Here is a 17832-nt window from a genome sequence, read left to right on the forward strand (position 1 = left end):
GGGGATGACCGAGCGGGCCCTGCGCCCCCTGACGGAGGAAGAGTACCTGGCCCTGGAGAGGGAAAGCCCCCTTCGCCACGAGCTCCTCGAGGGCTTCCCCTACGCCATGGCGGGGGCCAGCCTGGACCACAACCTCCTCGTCACCAACCTGGTGGCCCTCCTCAAACCCTTGGCCCGGGCCAAGGGGTGCAGGGTTTACAGCGAAACGGTGAAGCTCAAGCTCTCCGAGGACACCTTCTACTACCCTGACGTCATGGTGGTGTGCGGCCCCAAGGCCCACCCCCTGTACGAAACCTCCCCCTGTCTGGTGGCGGAGGTGCTTTCCCCGGGCACGGAGGTCCAGGACCGGCGGGAGAAGCTTTCCCGCTACCTTCGCCTCCCGAGCCTTCTGGGCTACCTAATCTTGGAAAGCGGGCGGCCGGGAGGGGTTCTTTACCGGAGGACCCCGGAGGGGTTCCGGGAAGAGGCCTTAGGGGAAACCCTGGTTCTGCCCTGCCTCGAGGGAACCCTCCCCCTCGCCGCCCTCTACGAGGGGGTAGCATGAGGCCCATCCTGGAGCTCCTTCCCGAGGAGCTTCCCGGGGAGGGCTACCGCAAGGCCCAGATCGCCCACTGGCTCTACGCCAAGGGGGCCCTGGACTTCGCCGAGATGACCGACCTCCCCAAGGCCCTGCGGGAGGCCCTGGACCGGGAGTGGCGCATCTCGGAGTTCGCCCTGGTGGAGGCCTACCCGAGCCAAGACGGGAGCGTGAAGTACCTCTTCACCCTCCTGGACGGCCAGAGGACCGAGGCCGTCTACATGCCCTACGAGAACCGGAAGACCGTCTGCCTCTCCACCATGGTGGGCTGCCCGGCGGGGTGCGCCTTCTGCGCCACCGGGGCCATGGGCTTCGGGCGAAACCTCACCGCGGCGGAGATCCTCTCCCAGATCCTCGCCATCGCCCACCACCAGGGCCTTTCCCCCCGGGAGATCCGGAACGTGGTCCTGATGGGCATGGGGGAGCCCCTCTTGAACCTCAAAAACGTCCTCAAGGCGGTGCGGGTCATGCTGCACCCCAAGGGGCTCGCCCTGAGCCCAAGGCGCGTCACCCTCTCCACCGTGGGGATCCCGAAGGGGATCCTGCGCCTCGCCGAGGAGGACCTGGGGGTGCGCCTCGCCCTCTCCCTCCACGCCCCCGACGACGAAACCCGGAAGAAGATCATCCCCACCGCCCACCGCTACCCCATCGCCGAGATCCTGGAGGCGGTCCGCCACTACTACGCCAGGACGAAGCGGCGGGTCACCTTGGAGTACACCCTCCTCCAGGGGGTGAACGACCACCCCTGGCAGGCCAGGCTCCTCGCCAAGCTCCTAAAGGGCCTGAGCGCCCACGTGAACCTCATCCCCTTCAACCCCTGGGAGGGCGCCCCGGTGGAGGGGACGCCCAGGGCGGGCATCCTGGCCTTCGCCGGGGAGCTTAAGCGCCTGGGGGTGCCCACCTCCATAAGGTGGAGCCGGGGCCAGGACGTGGGGGCGGCCTGCGGCCAGCTTGCCCTGAAGCGGCCCCTCCCCCTCACACCGCCTCTAGAAGGCGCCGGGCGATGACGAGCTTCAGGATCTCGCTCGTCCCCTCCCCGATGCGGGTGAGGCGGGCGTCCCGCCAGTAGCGCTCCACGGGGTAGTCCTTGATGTACCCATACCCCCCGAGGACCTGGATGGCCTGGTCGCAGGCCTTCACCGCCACCTCGCTGGCGAAGAGCTTGGCCTGGGCGGCCTCGAGGGTAAAGGGCCTCCCGGCGTCCCTTAACTCCGCCGCCTTGAGGTAAAGAAGCCTCGCCGCCTCCAGCTCCGTGGCCGCCTCCGCGAGCTTGAAGGAGACCCCCTCGTACTCGGCGATGGGCCTCCCGAAGGCCTCCCGCCCCTTGGCGTACGCCAGGGCGTAGTCCAGGGCGGCCCGGCCCAAGCCCACGGCCATGGCGGCGATCCCGATCCGCCCCCCGTCCAGCACCCTCAAGACGTCGTAGAAGCCCTTCCCCCGCTCGCCCAAGAGGGCCTCCTCCGGGAGGAGGAGATCCTCCAGCACGAGCTGGGCCGTGTCCGAGGCGTTGAGGCCAAGCTTCTCCTCCTTCCTCCCCACCTTTAGGCCCCGCTCGGGGCGGAAGAAGGCGAAGGCGGAGATGCCCAGGTGCTTCTTCTCGGGGTTTGGCGCCGGGTCGGTGCGGGCCACGATCACGTAGACCCCGGCCACGCTCCCCTGGGTGATGAACTGCTTGGTGCCGTTAAGCCGCCACCCCCCTTCCACCTTCTCCGCCCGGGTCTTAAGGGCCGCGGCGTCCGAGCCCGAGCCGGGCTCCGTGAGGCCCCAGGCCCCCAGGGCCTCCCCCGAGGCCAGCTTGGGAAGGAAGGTCTGCTTCTGCGCTTCGCTCCCGGCGAGGAGGATGTGCCCCGTGGCCAAGGAGTTGTGGCTCGCCACGGTGAGGGCCAGGGCGCCGTCGTGGTAGGCGATCTCCTCCACCATGCGGGCGAAGAGCCTCGTGGGGAGGCCCGCCCCCCCGTAGGCCTCGGGCACCTGGGCCCCGAAGACCCCGAACTCGGCGAGCTTCCGCACCAGGTCCCAGGGGAAGGCCCCGGTCCGGTCCCGCTCCGCCGCCCCCGGGGCCACCTCCGCCTTCAAGAACTCGCGGAAAGGCCCCAGGACCTGCCTCTCCTCTGCACTCTCCTCAAACCACAGGTCCATGGTGGGACCAGTATAACCTTTTCCCGCAGTCCGGTAAAAATGCGTCAGGCCACAGGGGTGCTAGAGTCTAGCCTGATGCTCCTCCTCCTGGGCCCCACGGACAGCGGCAAGACCACCCTGGCTGGAAGGCTTCTCCAGAAGGCGGGCGAGGCCTACCTCCTGGACCTGGACCCGGGACAGGGGGCGCTTCCCGGAAGCTTCACCCTGTTCCGCTTTCGCGAGGGCGTCCTCACCCCGGTGCGCCGCGCCCTGGTGGGGGCCCCCTCCCCGGCGGGGGTGGAGGCCAGGGCCCTGGTGGCGGGCCTCCGCTTAGCCCGCCTCATCCCCCCGGGAAGCCCGGTGGTGGCGGACACGGACGGGCTTTTGGACCCCGAGTACCGCCTCCTCCAGGTGGAGGCCCTAAACCCCACCGAGGTGGTGGTCCTGGGGGCGGAAGGCCTCTATAGGGCCCTCGCCTGGCGGAGGGACCTCAGGGTGCGCCTCCTGCCCCCTTTGCCCGAGGCCCGCAGGAAGACGCCCGCCGAAAGGCGGAGAAAGCGTCTGGAAAGGCTCCTCGCCCACTTCCAAGGGGCGGGGCCGAGGCTTGCCCCCCTCGAGGGCCCCCCCTCCCCGGAGAGGCTCTACGGCCTCCTGGACCCCGAGGGGTTCCTCCTGGGCTACGGGAGGCTCCTCGCCTTTGGGGGCGGGGAGGGCCTCTTCCTCACCCCGGCCAAGGGGGAGGTGGCCAAGGCCCTCCCCACCCGGCTTCTCCTCCCTACCCCCGCACTACCAGGTTGAGGATCTTCCCGGGCACGTAGATTTCCTTCACCACCTCCTTGCCCTCGAGGTGGGCCTTTACGTTCCGCACCTTAAGGGCCTCGGCCCTCGCCATCTCCAGGGGGGCGTCCTTGGGGATCCGGACCGTCCCCCGCACCCTCCCGTTCACCTGGACCGCCACCTCCACCAGGTCCTTCTCCAGAGCCTTCTCGTCCAGCTCGGGCCAGCCCGCCTGGAAGAGGCTGTCGGGCCAGAACCAGTGCCAAAGCTCCTCGGCCAGGTGGGGGGCGAAGGGGAAGAGCATCTGCAGGTAGTAGCGGAGGGCGGTGCGGTAGACGGGGGTTACGGGGCGCGCCTTCCGGTACTCGTAGAGGGCGTTCAGGAACTCCATGAGGGCGGCGATGGCGGTGTTGAAGCGGAGGGCCTCGAGGTCCTCCGTCACCTTCTTCAGGGTTTCGTGGAGCTTCCCGTAAAGCTCCCGGTCCTCCCCTTCCAGGGCCTCCGCCTCAAAGACCCCGCTCGTCTGCAAGAGGGCCTCCCGGTCCTCGGCCACCCGCCTGTAAATGCGGTTCAGGAAGCGCCACGCCCCCTGGACCCCCTCCTCGGTCCAGACCATCTCGTTCTCAGGAGGGGCGGCGAAGAGGATGGTGATGCGGGCGATGTCCGCCCCCTGCTCCCTCACGAAGGGCCCCACCATGACCCCGTTGCCCTTGGACTTGCTCATCACGGCGGGCTTCCAGAGGTGCAGGGTGCCGTCCTCGTGGGCCCTGACCTCCGCGCCCATCTTCCTCACGTCCTCCAGGGAGAGCTCCCTCTCGGGGATCTCCAGCCGGATCCTCGTGGACTCGGGAAGCCGCACCCTCTCCCCCTCCACCTCCACGGGGCCGAAGTCGGTCCAGGCCAGGACCATCCCCTGGGTAAAGAGGCCCTGGAAGGGCTCCTCCACCGCCACCAGGCCCAGGTCGTGGAGGAACTTGGTGAAGAAGCGGCTGTAGAGGAGGTGGAGGACGGCATGCTCCACCCCGCCGATGTACTGGTCCACGGGCATCCAGGCGTTGGCCTTCTTGGGGTCAAAGGGAAGGCGGTCGTTATGGGAATCGGTGTAGCGGAGGTAGTACCAGCTAGAGTCAAAGAAGGTGTCCATGGTGTCGGTGTCCCGCCGGGCGGGGCCACCGCACTTGGGGCAGGTGGTCTCGTAGAACTCGGGGTGGGCCTCCAGGGGGCTTTTCCCCTTGGGGCGGATGTCCTCCACGTCCTTGAGGTCGGGAAGGAGCACGGGCAGCTCCTCCTCGGGGACGGGCACCACCCCGCAAGCGGGGCAGTGGACCATGGGGATGGGGGTGCCCCAGTAGCGCTGGCGGCTGATGAGCCAGTCCCGGAGGCGGTAGGTGACCCGGCCCCTCCCTAAGCCCTTCTCCTCCAGCCAGGCGATGACCTTCCGCTTGCCCTCCTCGCTCTCCGTGCCGTCAAAGGGCCCGGAGTTCACCATGACCCCGGGCTCCTCGTAGGCCCTCTCCAGGGGCTCGGGGAGGGGCTCGCCGGGGTGCTCAATCACCTTCCGTATGGGGAGGCCGTGCCGCACGGCGAACTCGTAATCCCGCTGGTCGTGGGCGGGCACGGCCATGATGGCCCCGGTCCCGTAGCCATAGAGCACGTAGTCGGCGGTCCAGATGGGGATCCTCTCCAGGGTGGCCGGGTTAAGGGCATAGGCGCCGAGGAAGACCCCGGTCTTCTCCCTTCCCTCCGCCTGCCGCTCCATCTCCGTCTTGCGCTTGGCGGCCTCCACGTAGGCCAGGACCTCCTCCCGCCTCTCGGGGGCGGCGAGCTCCAGGGTGAGGGGGTGCTCGGGGGCGAGGACCAGGAAGGTGGCCCCGAAGAGGGTGTCGGGGCGGGTGGTGAAGACGGGGATCTGCACCTCCTTCCCCTCCACGGGGAAGCGGATCTCCGCCCCCTCCGAGCGGCCGATCCAGGCCCTTTGCATGGCCTTCACCTTCTCGGGCCAGCGGAGGCCCTCGAGGTCCTTAAGGAGCCTCTCGGCGTAGGCGGTGATGCGCAGGTACCACTGCTCCAGCTCCCGCTTCTCCACCGGGGTGTCCTCGTGGCGCCAGCACCGGCCCTCCACCACCTGCTCGTTGGCAAGGACGGTCTGGCACTTGGGGCACCAGTTGACGAGCCCCTTGGCCCGGTAGGCCAGGCCCTTCTCCCACATCTTGAGGAAGATCCACTGGTTGAAGCGGTAATACTCGGGCTCGCAGGTGGTAACCTCCCGGTCCCAGTCGTAGAGGATGCCCATGAGCCGGAGGCTCTCCTTGGCCTGACGGATGTTCTCGTAGGTCCAGTCCCGGGGGTGGACCCCGAACTTGAGGGCGGCGTTCTCCGCCGGCAGGCCGAAGGCGTCCCAGCCCATGGGGTGGAGGACCTCGTACCCCTGCACCCGGCGGAAGCGGGCCAGGACGTCCCCCATGGTGTAGTTCTTCAGGTGGCCCATGTGCAGGTCCCCCGAGGGGTAGGGGAACATAACGAGGACGTACTGCTTCCCCTTCCCCTGAGGGAAGTCCCTGGCCTTCATGAACCCCTTCTCCTCCCAGAAGCGTTGCCACTTGGGCTCTATGGCGTGGGGGTTGTACTTCTCCATGGCTCCTCCTCAAAAAAATCCCTTCCCCCGGGGGAAGGGACGACCAGGCCCCTCCCCGCCTCAGGGGGCTAGCCTGGCCCAGCGCATGGGACCATGATACACCTACTCCTCCAGGCTCTGGGCCACCACCGCCCCCAGGAGCAGGGCCAAAAGGACCAGGTAGAGGCCCAAAAGGGCCAGGACGAACCCCGCCAGAGGGCCGTAGAGGAGCTCGTACTGGGAGCGGGGGAGGAGGCGGGGAAGGCCCAGCCGAACCCCCTCAAAAAGGAGGGTGGCCACCCCCGCCCCGGCGGCAAGGGGAAGGAGCTCTTCCAGGGCCCGCACGCCCCGGAGGAGGGCATAGGTGAGGAGGAAGAGGAAGAAGGCCGCCATGAGGGGCACGAGCTCCTCCAGGGGGCCTAGAAGGCCCTGGGGCAGGAAGCGGGCGAGAAACCCCAGGGCGAGGCCGAGGAGGGCGAGGAGGATGAGGCCGAGGCCCAGGAGGAAAGGGGTAAGGAGGGCGAGGAGGCGGCCTCTCACCCCGGCGGGGCGGCCGAAGATCAGGCCCAGGGCGTAGGTCAGGGCGGCGAAAAAGCTGCTCCCCGACCAGAGGAGGAGGAGGCCGCTCCCCAGGGTGAGGGGGAAGGCGCCCCGGGTGAGGAAGTCCAGAAGGCTTTGGGCCATCTCCGGGCGGGCGGGAAAGAGGGCCAGGGTGAGCTCCGTAAGGGCCTGGAAGACCTGGGCCCTGAGGAGGGGATTCCCGGAGAGGAGGAAGCCGAAGAGGCCCACCAGGAGGAAGAGGAGGGGCATGAGGGAGAGGAGGGCGTAATAGGCCAGGGCGGCGGCGAAGAAGGGGACGTGGGCCTCCTGGTAGCGCCGGTAGAACCGCCTAAGCAAGGCCCTCCACCTCCTTCGCCCCTTGGGGATCGCCGGCCTTAAGGAAGAGGCGGATGGCCGCCTCCTTGTGCCTTTGGGCCTCCTCCTCTTGGCCGAAGCGGAGGCTCCACTCCAAAAGGCCCCGGTGGGCACAGGCTTGGGCCCTGGGGTCAAGGGAGGCCTCGGCCTCGGCGAGGCTCTCCCGGAGGAAGGCCAGGCTTTCCCCCTTTTCCCCGAGGAGGAGCCGGGTGTAGCCCCGCTCGTAGAGGTTCACGGAGCGGGCCAGGGGGTCAGGGGGAAGGCGGCGGGCTTCCTCCTCAAAGACGGCGAGGGCCTCCTCCAGCCTACCCGCCATGCGGAGAACCATCCCCACCTGGTGGAGCGCCCGGTGGCTCCCCGATTCCCGGTAGAGGGCCCGGTATAGGGCCAGGGCCTCCTCGTGCCTTCCCTGGAAGGCGAGGGCATACCCCAGGGCAAAGCGGGCCTCAGGGGAAGGGTCTCCCTGGAGGAGGGCTTCCGCCTGCTGGAAGCGGCCCCCCTCCATGAGGGCCCAGGCCCGGGCCAGGCGGGTTTCCTCCCTCCGTTTCTTACGTGAACCCTTCCCCACGGCTTTAGCTGGTTTTCCCCCATGCTGGCGCATCGGCACGGGGTGGGATCACGCCCGCTCCTGCCCCTCCCCCAGGGCCACCCACTTGAGGGTGGTGAGCTCCATGGGGCCCATGGGGCCGTAGGCGTGGAGCTTAGAGGTGCTGATGCCGATCTCTGCCCCCAGGCCCAGCTCAAAGCCATCGTTGAAGCGGGTGGAAGCGTTCCAGAGGACCAAGGAGGCGTCTACCTCCTCCAGGAAGCGCCAGGCCGCCTTGGGGTCCTCGGTGCAGATGGCCTCGGTGTGCCGGGAGCCAAAGCGGGCGATGTGGGCGAGGGCCTCCTCCAGTGACGAAACCACCTTGACCCTGAGGACGAGGTCCAGGTACTCCCGGTCCCACTCGTCCTCCCGGGCGGGAACCGCCTCCTTGAGATGGGGAAGGGCCCTAGGGCAGGCTCTAAGCTCCACCCCCTTTTCCCGCATGGCCCTTTCCAGCATGGGGAGGAAGGCCTCCGCCACCTCCTCGTGGACCAGAAGGGCCTCGAGGGCGTTGCATACGGCGGGGCGCTGGGTCTTGCCGTTCAGGGCGAGGCGAAGGGCCATACCGAGGTCCGCCCTCCGGTCCACGTAGAGGTGGTTCACCCCCTTGGCGTGGGCGAGGACGGGAACCCAGGCCTCTCTCTGCACGAGCCGGATGAGCTCCTCGCCCCCCCTCGGGATGAGGAGGTCCAGAAGCTCCAGGCGGCACATCTCCAAGATGGCCTCCCGGTCCGTGGTGGGGACGAGGCTCACCGCCTCCTCGGGGAGGCCCGCCGCCCTCAAGGCCTCATGCCACAGGGCCACCAAAGCGCGGTTGGAGCGGAAGGCCTCCTTGCCGCCCCTTAGGAGCATGGCGTTCCCCGCCTTCAAGGCCACGGCCACCGCCTCCACCGTAGCCCCGGGCCTCGCCTCGTAGACGAAGCCGATGAGGCCCAGGGGCACCCGCATCCTCCCCACCCTCAGGCCGTTTGGCCTTTTGGCCAGGCCCTCTATGCGCCCCAGGGGGTCGGGGAGGCGGGCGATCTGGCGGAGGCCCTCGGTGAGGGTTTTGAGGTCCTTCTCCTTCAGGGCGAGCCGATCCAGCTTGGCCTTGGGGAGACCCGTCCGCTCCGCCTCCTCGAGGTCCTCCCCGTTGGCCCGTAAGACCTCCTCCCAGCGGGCCTCCAGGAGGTCCGCCATGGCGAGGAGGGCCCCGTCCCGGTTCCCCTTGGCGATCTCGGCAAGCCTTCTTCGCGCGCGCTCCGCCATTTCCTGCAGGCTCGTCATGCCTCCTCCTTCAGGGCCAGGTGGTCCCGGTGGACCACCTCCTCGGTGTAGCGGTAGCCCAGGAGCTCCTCAATCTCCGCGCTCCTTCTTCCCCGGATGCGGGCGATCTCCTCCGAGGCGTAGTTGGCCAGGCCCACGCCCACCTCCTCCCCCTCCTCCGAGAGGAGGCGCACCGCCTCCCCCCGGGAAAACCGCCCCCGTACCTCCTTGACCCCGGCGGGAAGGAGGCTCGCTCCCCGCTCCTTTAAGGCCCGCACCGCCCCCCGGTCCAGGACGAGTTCCCCCTTGGGGCGGAGGAGGCCATAGAGCCAAGCCTTCTCCCCGCGGTAGCGCCTTCTGGCGTGGAAATAGGTGCCGAGGGGGGCCCCGGCTAGGGCCTCGAGGAGGGCGCCGGGCCTCCTTCCGGGGAGGAGAAGGGTGGGGATCCCCACCCGGCCGGCGATGCGGGCAGCAAGGAGCTTGCTTTTCATCCCCCCACTCCCCAAAGGGTTGCCCTCCCCAGCATGGCCCAAAACGGCCTCCACCGACTCCACCTCGAGGATGGGCCTAGCCAGGGGGTTTTGCTTGGGGTCCTCCTCGTAGAGGGCGTCCACATCGGAAAGGAGGAGGAGAAGCCCCGCCTCCACCAAGGCGGCCACCCGGGCGGAGAGCTGGTCGTTGTCCCCAAAGCGGATCTCCTGGAAGGCCACGGTGTCGTTCTCGTTGATGATGGGAATCACCCCGAGGTCCAAGAGGGCCCTTAGGGTGGCCTTGGCGTTCAGGTAGCGGCCCCGGGCGGAGAGGTCCTCGGCGGTGAGGAGCACCTGGGCCACGGTGAGGCCGTGGGGCCGGAAGGCCTCCTGCCAATGGGCCATGAGGAGGGGCTGACCGATGGCGGCGAGGGCTTGCTTCAACGGCATGTCCTTGGGCCGCTCCTTAAGCCCAAGGCGCCGCATCCCCGCCGCCACCGCGCCGGAGGAGACCAGGACCACCTCTCGCCCCTCCTGAGACAACCGCGCCAGCTGGCGGGCAATTTCCCCCACGGCGCGCTGGTCCAACCCCTCTTCCCCGGCCAAGACGGCGCTTCCCACCTTCACCACCAGGCGTTTCGCGGAAAGCCCGGGCCGCATTAAGGCCCAGAATAGCACGCTCATCCAAATCTCCTCTGGACCCTGGTAAAGTGGCCCGCGATGGGTCTTGGTTTCAGGACCATCCCCCTTTTACTGGCCCTAGCCCTCTTCCTCGCCGCCTGCACTGGGCCTCTCTCCTATTCCCCTTCCCCCAAAACCTTCGCCCTTAGCCTCTCCCCCACCTCCGTGAGCTTGACACAAGGGGATAGGGCCACCACCACCCTCACCCTGACCCCGCAGAACGGCTTCACGGGCACGGTCTCCCTCTCCCTGGCAGGAGCCCCCCAAGGGGTGAGCCTCAGCCCGCAGAGCGTCCAAGTCCCAGGTGGTCCTGTGACCCAGGACCTCACGGTAAGCGTGGGCCAGGGCGTGGCCCCGGGAACCTACCAGGTTAGGGTCCGGGGCAGCGCGGGGAACCTTACGAGGGAGGCAGGCCTCACCCTTACGGTGAGCGCACCGAGCGCCGATTTCAACCTGACGCTGGAAAGCTCAAGCCTTTCCCTGACCCAGGGGGGTACCGGTTACGTGCGCCTCTCGGTCACCGGCACCTACCCAGGCCAGATCACCCTCTCCCTGGTGGACGGGGCCGGGAACCCCTTCCAGGGGGTAAGCCTTTCCCCCGCCAGCACCTCCGTACCCTCGGCGCCCATGCTGGAACTCACCGCCTCCCCCAGCCTGGCCCAAGGAACCTACAGCCTGAAGGTGCGGGGCTCCGGTGGGGGCCTCGTGCGGGAAGCCCCCTTGACGCTCCGCGTTTCTGCCCCCTCCGCCCAAAACCTCCGCCTGGTCAAGGCCGAGTGGGGGCAGACTGTCCTAAAGGAAAACCTGCGCCTAGTGGCGGGCAAACCCGCTCTCCTGCGGGTCCATCTGGTGGCGACGCCCAACCCCATCTCCCTTGCCCAGGCACTTTCGGGCGCAGTCTACGTGGGAAACGCCTTCCAGGGCAACCTGACCTTCACCTGCCCCAACCCCATCCCCCTCACCACCCAACCGGGAAACCTCGCCACCACCTGCAACGCCACCCTGCCCGAGGCCTGGGTGACCCCCGGGCTTCGGGTGGAACTCCGGGCCGACCCCAACAACCTGGTGGCGGAAAGCGACGAAAGCGACAACCTTCTGACCCTGAACCCCTCCGTGGGCCAGGGAACCGTCCTGTCCCTTACCGCGGTCCCCGTGGTGCACCAGGGGCAGACGCCCACGATACCCAACTTCAGCCAAACGCTCTGGCGTGTCTGGCCACTTAGGGAGATTGCTTCGTTTACCCGCGCGCCCTACACCTTCTCAGGTACCCTCACCCCCTCCGACGCCAACGCCTGGGCCCAGCTCTTGGACGAGCTCCGTGCCTTGCGCCAGGCAGACGGAAGTAGGCGCTACTACTACGGGTTCGTAAAGGTGGGCTACACCTCTGGCATCGCCGGGATCGGCTACATCGGTTTCCCCGTAGCGGCGGGCTGGGACTATTCCCAAAGTGCTCCGGCGGTGATGGCCCACGAGCTTGGGCACAACTTCGGCCGGGAACACGCTCCCTGCGGCACTACCGGAGACCCGTACTATCCCTACGCGGAGGGGAAAATCGGCACCTGGGGGTACGACCTGGCCAGCGGCGCCCTGAAAGACCCGGTTACCTACTACGACCTCATGAGCTACTGCGGTCCTCAGTGGGTCTCCGACTACAGCGACGAAGGGGCCCAAAGCTTCCTGGAAAGCTACCCGCCCTCACCCCAGTCCCTACCCCAAGGGGAAGGCCTCCTCTTCTCAGGTCGCATCCGGGGGGACGAGGTGGTCTTCAACCCGCCCCTCTGGCTCCAGGCAGCCCCCGAAGGAAGGGCCTCCCCTTACCACCTCGAGGTGGACGGCCTCTCGTTTCCCGTCTACCTCCTGGAAGACTCCCAGGGCACCCTGCACTTCCAGGCCTTAGCCCCAACAGGCACCTATCGCCGGGTAGCCCTCTTCCGGGACAGGGTCTTGCTCAAGGAACGGGTCCAGGGTCTAACGCCCCAGGCCGAGCCTCAGGTGGAGCTTCGGGAGGAGGGCCCTTCCCTAGGGGTCCGCTGGCAAGGAGCCCCCTTCCTCTCGGTGCTCCACGTGGCCGAGGACGGAACCCGCACCGCCTTGGGCCTCTGGCACACCGGCGGGGAAGCCCGCTTCTCCCTAGAGGGTCTCCCCCCCGGAGGGGTCTTTGAGGTCCAGCTCTCGGACGGGTTGGTGGTCAAGAGGTACCTCTTCCCCCGCTAGCCGGAAGCGCCCCTCCTCAAAAGCCACCCGCCCCTCCCCCTTGAGCCGCACCAGAAGGGCGAAGAGGCGGGCCTTGGTAAGACCCGGGTGGAAGGGCCTGAGGGCAGCGTGGAGTTCCTCCAGGGTGTGTTCCCGTGCCAGGACCTGAAACAGAAGGGCTTCCAGGCGCCGTTCCCGCACCCTTCCATTATTGACAAGCCCCCTTGGGGCGTGGTATGTTTTAGCTTGGCTTGGGCCCGTAGCTCAGTTGGATAGAGCGGCTGACTACGGATCAGCAGGTCAGGGGTTCGAATCCTCTCGGGCCCGCCAAAGGGTCCCCGGGGCACTCCCCGGGGTCCTGCCTTTGTGGGGGCTACAATGGGGCCATGAGGATCTACACCCGGACGGGAGACGCGGGGGAAACAGGCCTCTACGGGGCCGAGCGGGTGGTGAAGGCCCACCCCAGGGTGGAGGCTTACGGCACCGTGGACGAGGCCAACAGCGCCCTCGGCCTCGCCCGAAGCCTCCTTCCCCAGGGGCACCCGGACCTCCACGAGCTTCTGGAGAGGGTACAAAACGCCCTCTTTGACCTCGGGGCTGACCTGGCTACCCGCATGGGAAGCCCCTACGAGAAGAACATCGCCCGCATGGACGCCGAGGACGTGGAAGGCCTGGAGAAGGCCATTGACCGCTACCAGGAGGAAAGTCCCCCCTTCCGGGGCTTTGTCCTTCCCGGGGGGCACCCGGCGGCGGCAGCGCTTCACCTCGCCCGCACCGTGGTGCGCCGGGCGGAGCGGAAAGTAGTGGCCTTAAGCCGCGAGGAGCCGGTGAACCCCGAGGTCATCCGCTACCTGAACCGGCTCTCCGACCTCCTCTTCGTCCTGGCTCGGGTGGTCAACGCCAGGGAAGGGGTCAAGGAGGAGGAGTGGCTCGTGAAGAAGCGGCGCTAGGGCCAGGGCTTCCCGTAGACCCGGACCTCCGACTGGGGAAAGGCTGTTTCTAAAAGTTCTTTCAAAAACTGGGTGGCGCTCGGCAGAAGCCCGCCGCAGGGGCCCTCCATGTAGAGAAAGAGGTAGCGGGGCCTGCGGGGAGACTGGGAGAAGCCCAGACAACCCTGGTACTCGGGGAAGTACTCGTAGAAAAGCTCTAGAAGGTCCTCCACCAGGTCCCTGGCCTCCGGCAGAGCCTCTATGGAGCTTTGCGGCTTGACCCAGAAGGTCATGGCCTTCACGTTCCCATTATGGCGCTCCGGGGGGTCCGGAGGAGGTTGCTTGCAAAATGATATCATTGTGTTATAATCCCCTCATGGTCCGAGCGGAAGGGCTTTCCAAGCGCTACCGCCACGGGTGGGCCGTGGAGGGGCTTTCCTTCCGGGTGGAACCCGGGGAGGTCTACGCCCTTCTAGGCCCCAACGGGGCGGGCAAAACCACCACCCTGCGCATGCTCGCCACTCTCGTGCGCCCGAACGGGGGGGAAGCCTGGGTGGCGGGGTTCTCCGTCCTCCAGGAACCCCTACAGGTGCGCCGCCACCTGGGCCTGGTAAACGGGGGGATGCGGGTCTACGAGCGGCTTACGGGAAGAGAGGTGCTGGAGTTTTTCGCCGGTTTCTACGGGCTAAAGGGCCGGGCCTTCCGGGAGGCCCTGGACTGGGTGGCGGCCCTGCTGGAAATGGAGGAAACCCTGGACAAAAGGGTGATGGAGATGTCCACGGGCATGCGGCAAAAGGTGGTCCTCGCCCGGGCCATCCTGCACCGCCCCCAGGTCCTCCTCCTGGACGAGGCCACGGCGGGCCTGGACGTCTTCGCCCGGCGGGCCCTTTTGGAGTTTGTAAAGGCCTACCGGGAACTGGGGCATGCGGTGGTCTACTCCACCCACGTCATGGGCGAAGTGGAGGAGGTGGCCGACCGGGTGGGCTTCCTCCACCGGGGACGTCTGGTTTACGAGGGAAGCCGGGACGAGGCTCTGGCCCTGGGAGAGGGAAGCCTGGAACGGGCCTTCGTCCGAAAGGTGCGGGAGGGGTGATGGAGACCATCCTAAGGATTTTCCGAAAGGAGCTGGTCCAGGTCTTTCGTGACCGAAAGCTGGTCTTTTCCACCTTGATCCTTCCTGTCTTGCTGATGCCGGTTTTTACGTTCGGTCCTAGCCTCTTCCTAAACCGGCTCATGCAGGGAGCAGCGGAAAAGGTCCAGGAGGTGGCGGTGGCGGGGCTTCCCCAGGAGGCCTTAAAAGCCCTGGAGGAGGCGCGGCTTAAGCCCGTATCTACCCCGGACCCCGAGGAGGCGGTGCGCCAGGGGAGGTACCCGGCCGGGGTGGCCTTCCGGAATGGGGTTTACCGGGTCTACGGCCGCCTGGCCTCCGGCCTCACGGAAAGCCAGGTGGCCGTGGAGAAGGTCAAGGGAGCCTTGCAGGCCCTCAAGGAGGCCCGGGCGGCCGAGACGCTGAGGCGGGCGGGGTTTTCCCCTAAGGTCCTCTCCCCCTTCGCCGTGGAAGTGGTGGACGCTTCCCCCGAGGGTGAAAGGAGGGCAGGGCTTTTGGGGTTCCTCCTCCCCTTCTTCCTGGTGGTCTTCGTCCTCAGCGGGGGCCAGGTGGTGGCCGTGGACGCCACCGCGGGGGAGAAGGAGAAGGGGACCCTCGAGGCCCTCCTCGCCGCCCCCGTGCCCCTCCTGCAGATCGCCTTGGGCAAGACCCTGGCCACGGTGGCCATGGCCCTCCTCTCGGGGGCGGCGGGCCTTCTGGGCCTGGCCTTGGCTGGAGCCTTGACCGCTCGCTTCGGCGGCCAACTTTCCGGACGAGAGGGTCAGGTCATGGCCTTGGGGGGCCAGGTAAGCCTGGACTGGGGGAGCTTTCTGGCCCTCTTCCTCACCGCCCTTCTCCTAGCCCTCTTCATGGGAGCGGTAATGGTGAGCCTGGGGCTTTACGCCCGGAGCTTCAAGGAGGCCCAGAGCTACGTAGGGCCCCTGCAGCTTTTGGTCTTTCTACCCCTGCTATTCCTGCAGTTTAGGGGTTTCCTGGAGCTAACGACCTGGCACTACCTCCTCCCCCTTTTCAACGTGGCCCTGCTCATGGATGCCCTCCTCAAGGGGAGCGCCACCCCCTTGCAGGCGGGGCTCACGTGGCTTTCCACCCTGGTCTACGGAGGGATGGCCCTGAAACTTGCGGTCCTCGCCTTCGGACGGGAGGACGTGGTCTACCGGAACTAGGAGGATGGGTATGCGCGAGGTAAAGGAGTTTCCGGCGTGGCGGGCGAGCGGCTTTTTGGGGCTTCTTCTCCTCCTTTTGGGCCTTCTCTGGCTCCTTTGGGCAGGAACGGGGCTTTTCCGGGAAAGGGAGCTCTTCTACCTGGGGCACTTTGCACCGGCCCTCCTGACCTGCCTTCTGCTCTCGGCAGGCCTCTTCACGGTCCAGCCCAACGAGGCCGTGGCCCTGGTGTTTTTGGGAAGGTACGTGGGGAGCGTCCGGGAGGAGGGCTTCCACCTCGCCAACCCCCTCGCCCAAAGGAAGCGGGTTTCCCTGAGGGTCCACAACTTCACCTCGGACAAGCTCAAGGTGAACGACGCCCAAGGCAACCCCATTGAGATCGCCGCGGTGGTGGTCTTCCGGGTAGTGGACACGGCCAAGGCCCTCTTCCAGGTGGAAAACTACCAGGCCTTCGTGGCCATCCAATCGGAGGCGGCCATCCGGGCCCTGGCGAGCCGCTACCCCTACGACGCCGAGGGGAAGTCCTTACGGGGAAGCCCAGAGGAGGTGGCGGAGGAGCTGAAGGCCGAACTGGAGGAGCGGCTTCAGGTGGCGGGGGTGGAGGTCCTCGAGGCCCGCCTCACCCACCTGGCCTACGCCCCCGAGGTGGCCCAGGCCATGCTCCGCCGCCAGCAGGCCCTGGCGGTGGTGGCCGCCCGCAGGCTCATCGTGGAGGCGGCGGTGGGGATGGTGCGGGAGGCCCTGTCGGGCCTGGAGGAGGCAGGGCTTTCCCTGGACGAGGAAAGGAAGGCGGCCATGGTGAACAACCTCATGGTGGCCCTGGTCTCCGAGGCCCAGGCCCAGCCGGTGGTGAACGTGGGCACCCTTTATGCCTAATACCCTCCCATGCGGGCTTGGGCCCGGATGGGGGCCCCGGTAGAAAGTCCCCGCGAGGTTTTTGGGCAGGAACCAAAAGCAAAGGGTATAATCCATGGTCCTGGGCTAGGAAAGAGCAAGCGGTGAAGGGGAAACCGGAGGGAAAGAAGGCGTTTTTGCTGAGGCTGGACCCGAGGCTTTACCGGGTGCTGGAGAAATGGGCCCAGGACGAGCTCAGGAGCGTGAACGCCCAGATAGAATACCTCCTCAAGGAAGCGGCGAGGAGAGCGGGGAGGTGGCGGGATGAGGCTAACCCCGAAGAGGGACGGGAACCCTAAGGGGCTCTTTCTGGCCATCTACCTGGCCTCCCTCCTGGCGCTTTTGGCCGTGGCCGCCATGGCCGAGGCCTCCGAGAGACCCTTCTTCCTTGCCCTGGTGGCGGCGGATGGGCTCGTCATGGGGGCCCTCTTCCTCTGGCTTAAGGGCTTCCCGGAAAGACTCTTCTACGAGCTTCAGGGGCCCTTCTTGGGGGTTCACCACCCCTTGGGGAAGCGCCAGGTCCACCGCTCGGAGGTGGCGGCCGCGGGCCTCACGGCCTACGCCCTGCCCCTCTTCGCCTTCGGACCCAAAGCCGAGATGCCTGGCTACTACCGGGTGCGCTTCCACCTCAGGACCCCCGCCTTCCCCCAAGGGCTTCCCGTGGAGGCCTTCGTGGGGGCAAAGCGAGGCGAAGGGGTCCTCCTGGTCCTCAAGGACGGCACGGGCCTCCTCCTGAACCCGGAGGACCCCCGGCCCCTCCTCGCCTGGAAGGAGGGCGGATGAAGGCCCTCTACCTCACCTTCGGTCTCTGCTGGGGCCTGGCCCTCCTGGGCTACGCCCTGGGGGTGAGGCCGGAGACGCCCGCTTACCTGGTCCTGGGAGGGGCCTACATGTGGACTCCGGGCCTCGTGGCCCTCCTCTTCGCCCGGAGGGAAGGACTTTTTCTTCCCCTTTCCTTCCGCCCAAATCGCTTTTGGCTCTTCGCCTGGCTCTTCCCCGTGGCCCTCACCCTCCTCTCCCTCCCCCTAAGCCTTCCCTTCGCCCCCTGGAAGGGGCTGGCCTGGACCCTGCCGGAAGGCCTGCCTAGGCCCCCCGAGGCCGCCTTGTGGGCCCTCGTCCTCCTCCAGGGGCTTTTCGCCGGGGCCACGGTGAACCTCCTCGCCGCCTTGGGGGAGGAGCTCTTTTGGCGGGGCTACCTCTGGGAGAGGCTAAGGGAGTGGGGCTTCTGGCCCGCGAGCCTAGAGATCGGCCTCTACTGGGGGCTCTGGCACGCGCCCCTGATCCTCCTCTTCGGCCACAACTACCCGGACCACCGCCTCCTGGGCGTGGGCATGATGGTCCTCTTCGCCCTGGCCCTCACTCCCGCCCTCCTCTACGCCCGAGAGAAGGGGGGCTCCCTCTGGGCCCCCGCCCTCCTCCACGGCACCCTGAACGCCGTGGCCGGCCTCTCCCTCCTCGCGGTGGAGCGCACCCACGATCTCCTCGTGGGAGTGGTGGGGCTTCCCGGCCTCTTCCTCCTCGCCCTCTTCAACCTTTGGCTCAGGCGGCGGGTATAGTCAGGGAG

19 protein-coding genes and 1 tRNA gene are annotated in these 17832 nt (G+C 67.5%); 12 read left to right on the top strand and 8 right to left on the bottom strand.

All coding sequences use genetic code 11. The annotated features are described in order from the left end of the window. Positions 1 to 4: 4 nt before the first annotated feature. Positions 5 to 544: a Uma2 family endonuclease gene (locus H531_RS0101110; RefSeq protein WP_022797524.1), complete on the top strand. Its 540-nt coding sequence runs from the start codon at positions 5 to 7 to the stop codon at positions 542 to 544. Next, complete coding sequence (rlmN, locus tag H531_RS0101115; RefSeq protein WP_022797525.1) at positions 541 to 1584, top strand: dual-specificity RNA methyltransferase RlmN; 1044 nt, start codon at positions 541 to 543, stop codon at positions 1582 to 1584. The genes H531_RS0101110 and rlmN overlap by 4 nt, the downstream gene beginning before the upstream one ends. Here rlmN and H531_RS0101120 read toward each other — a convergent pair. After that, positions 1553 to 2716 carry an acyl-CoA dehydrogenase family protein gene (locus tag H531_RS0101120; protein WP_022797526.1) on the bottom strand — a complete coding sequence of 388 codons (1164 nt, stop codon included), beginning with the start codon at positions 2714 to 2716 and terminating at the stop codon, positions 1553 to 1555. The two genes, rlmN and H531_RS0101120, sit on opposite strands and share 32 nt — an antisense overlap. Positions 2717 to 2791: 75 nt before the next feature. Here H531_RS0101120 and H531_RS0101125 point away from each other — a divergent pair, with 75 nt between their 5' ends. Then, entirely contained in the window at positions 2792 to 3493 is a 702-nt protein-coding gene (locus H531_RS0101125) for a Clp1/GlmU family protein (protein ID WP_022797527.1), read from the top strand. Here the strand turns inward: H531_RS0101125 and leuS are convergent. The 5 genes from leuS to proB all read right to left on the bottom strand — a co-directional run bounded on the left by leuS (position 3471) and on the right by proB (position 9962). After that, a complete protein-coding gene (gene leuS / locus H531_RS0101130) occupies positions 3471 to 6107 on the bottom strand; it encodes a leucine--tRNA ligase (protein WP_022797528.1) in 2637 nt (878 codons plus the stop codon). The genes H531_RS0101125 and leuS overlap by 23 nt on opposite strands. A gap of 102 nt (positions 6108 to 6209) precedes the next feature. Then, positions 6210 to 6983 (bottom strand): YhjD/YihY/BrkB family envelope integrity protein, encoded by a 774-nt coding sequence (locus H531_RS0101135; protein WP_022797529.1) that lies wholly within the window; start codon positions 6981 to 6983, stop codon positions 6210 to 6212. After that, positions 6976 to 7569, bottom strand: a complete 594-nt coding sequence (locus tag H531_RS0101140; RefSeq protein WP_022797530.1) for a tetratricopeptide repeat protein — start codon at positions 7567 to 7569, stop codon at positions 6976 to 6978. Before H531_RS0101140 ends, H531_RS0101135 begins: the two co-directional genes overlap by 8 nt. Positions 7570 to 7617: 48 nt before the next feature. After that, positions 7618 to 8853, bottom strand: a complete 1236-nt coding sequence (locus tag H531_RS0101145; RefSeq protein ID WP_028490575.1) for a glutamate-5-semialdehyde dehydrogenase — start codon at positions 8851 to 8853, stop codon at positions 7618 to 7620. Beyond that, complete coding sequence (gene proB, locus H531_RS0101150) at positions 8850 to 9962, bottom strand: glutamate 5-kinase (protein ID WP_022797532.1); 1113 nt, start codon at positions 9960 to 9962, stop codon at positions 8850 to 8852. The genes H531_RS0101145 and proB overlap by 4 nt, the downstream gene beginning before the upstream one ends. Positions 9963 to 10148: 186 nt before the next feature. Between proB and H531_RS15050 the strand changes: the two genes are divergently transcribed. After that, positions 10149 to 12197, top strand: a complete 2049-nt coding sequence (locus H531_RS15050) for a M66 family metalloprotease (protein WP_281167122.1) — start codon at positions 10149 to 10151, stop codon at positions 12195 to 12197. On the opposite strand, the gene H531_RS12580 is transcribed toward H531_RS15050, so the two are convergent. Further along, entirely contained in the window at positions 12114 to 12377 is a 264-nt protein-coding gene (locus H531_RS12580) for a hypothetical protein (RefSeq protein WP_022797534.1), read from the bottom strand. The two genes, H531_RS15050 and H531_RS12580, sit on opposite strands and share 84 nt — an antisense overlap. Before the next feature lie 52 nt (positions 12378 to 12429). On the opposite strand from H531_RS12580, the gene H531_RS0101165 reads away from it, so the two are divergent. Beyond that, positions 12430 to 12506: transfer RNA gene (locus H531_RS0101165), tRNA-Arg, on the top strand. Between the two features lie 56 nt (positions 12507 to 12562). Next, positions 12563 to 13126: a cob(I)yrinic acid a,c-diamide adenosyltransferase gene (locus H531_RS0101170; protein ID WP_022797535.1), complete on the top strand. Its 564-nt coding sequence runs from the start codon at positions 12563 to 12565 to the stop codon at positions 13124 to 13126. On the opposite strand, the gene H531_RS0101175 is transcribed toward H531_RS0101170, so the two are convergent. Further along, positions 13123 to 13398, bottom strand: coding sequence for a hypothetical protein (locus tag H531_RS0101175; RefSeq protein WP_211210528.1), 276 nt, complete (start codon positions 13396 to 13398; stop codon positions 13123 to 13125). The genes H531_RS0101170 and H531_RS0101175 overlap by 4 nt on opposite strands. An 83-nt stretch (positions 13399 to 13481) precedes the next feature. Here H531_RS0101175 and H531_RS0101180 point away from each other — a divergent pair, with 83 nt between their 5' ends. The 6 genes from H531_RS0101180 (at position 13482) to H531_RS0101205 (ending at position 17824) form a co-directional block, all read left to right on the top strand. Continuing rightward, positions 13482 to 14198, top strand: a complete 717-nt coding sequence (locus tag H531_RS0101180) for an ATP-binding cassette domain-containing protein (protein WP_022797537.1) — start codon at positions 13482 to 13484, stop codon at positions 14196 to 14198. Next, positions 14198 to 15376, top strand: coding sequence for an ABC transporter permease (locus H531_RS0101185; RefSeq protein ID WP_028490576.1), 1179 nt, complete (start codon positions 14198 to 14200; stop codon positions 15374 to 15376). The genes H531_RS0101180 and H531_RS0101185 overlap by 1 nt, the downstream gene beginning before the upstream one ends. Before the next feature lie 10 nt (positions 15377 to 15386). After that, a complete protein-coding gene (locus tag H531_RS0101190; protein ID WP_022797539.1) occupies positions 15387 to 16250 on the top strand; it encodes an SPFH domain-containing protein in 864 nt (287 codons plus the stop codon). Positions 16251 to 16372: 122 nt separating this feature from the next. Next, positions 16373 to 16567, top strand: a complete 195-nt coding sequence (locus H531_RS0101195) for a type II toxin-antitoxin system antitoxin (protein WP_022797540.1) — start codon at positions 16373 to 16375, stop codon at positions 16565 to 16567. Then, positions 16533 to 17051, top strand: a complete 519-nt coding sequence (locus tag H531_RS0101200; protein WP_022797541.1) for a hypothetical protein — start codon at positions 16533 to 16535, stop codon at positions 17049 to 17051. Before H531_RS0101195 ends, H531_RS0101200 begins: the two co-directional genes overlap by 35 nt. Then, positions 17048 to 17824 (top strand): CPBP family intramembrane glutamic endopeptidase, encoded by a 777-nt coding sequence (locus H531_RS0101205; protein WP_022797542.1) that lies wholly within the window; start codon positions 17048 to 17050, stop codon positions 17822 to 17824. Before H531_RS0101200 ends, H531_RS0101205 begins: the two co-directional genes overlap by 4 nt. Positions 17825 to 17832 lie beyond the last annotated feature (8 nt).

The organism is Thermus islandicus DSM 21543, assembly GCF_000421625.1.
Lineage (GTDB): Bacteria > Deinococcota > Deinococci > Deinococcales > Thermaceae > Thermus > Thermus islandicus.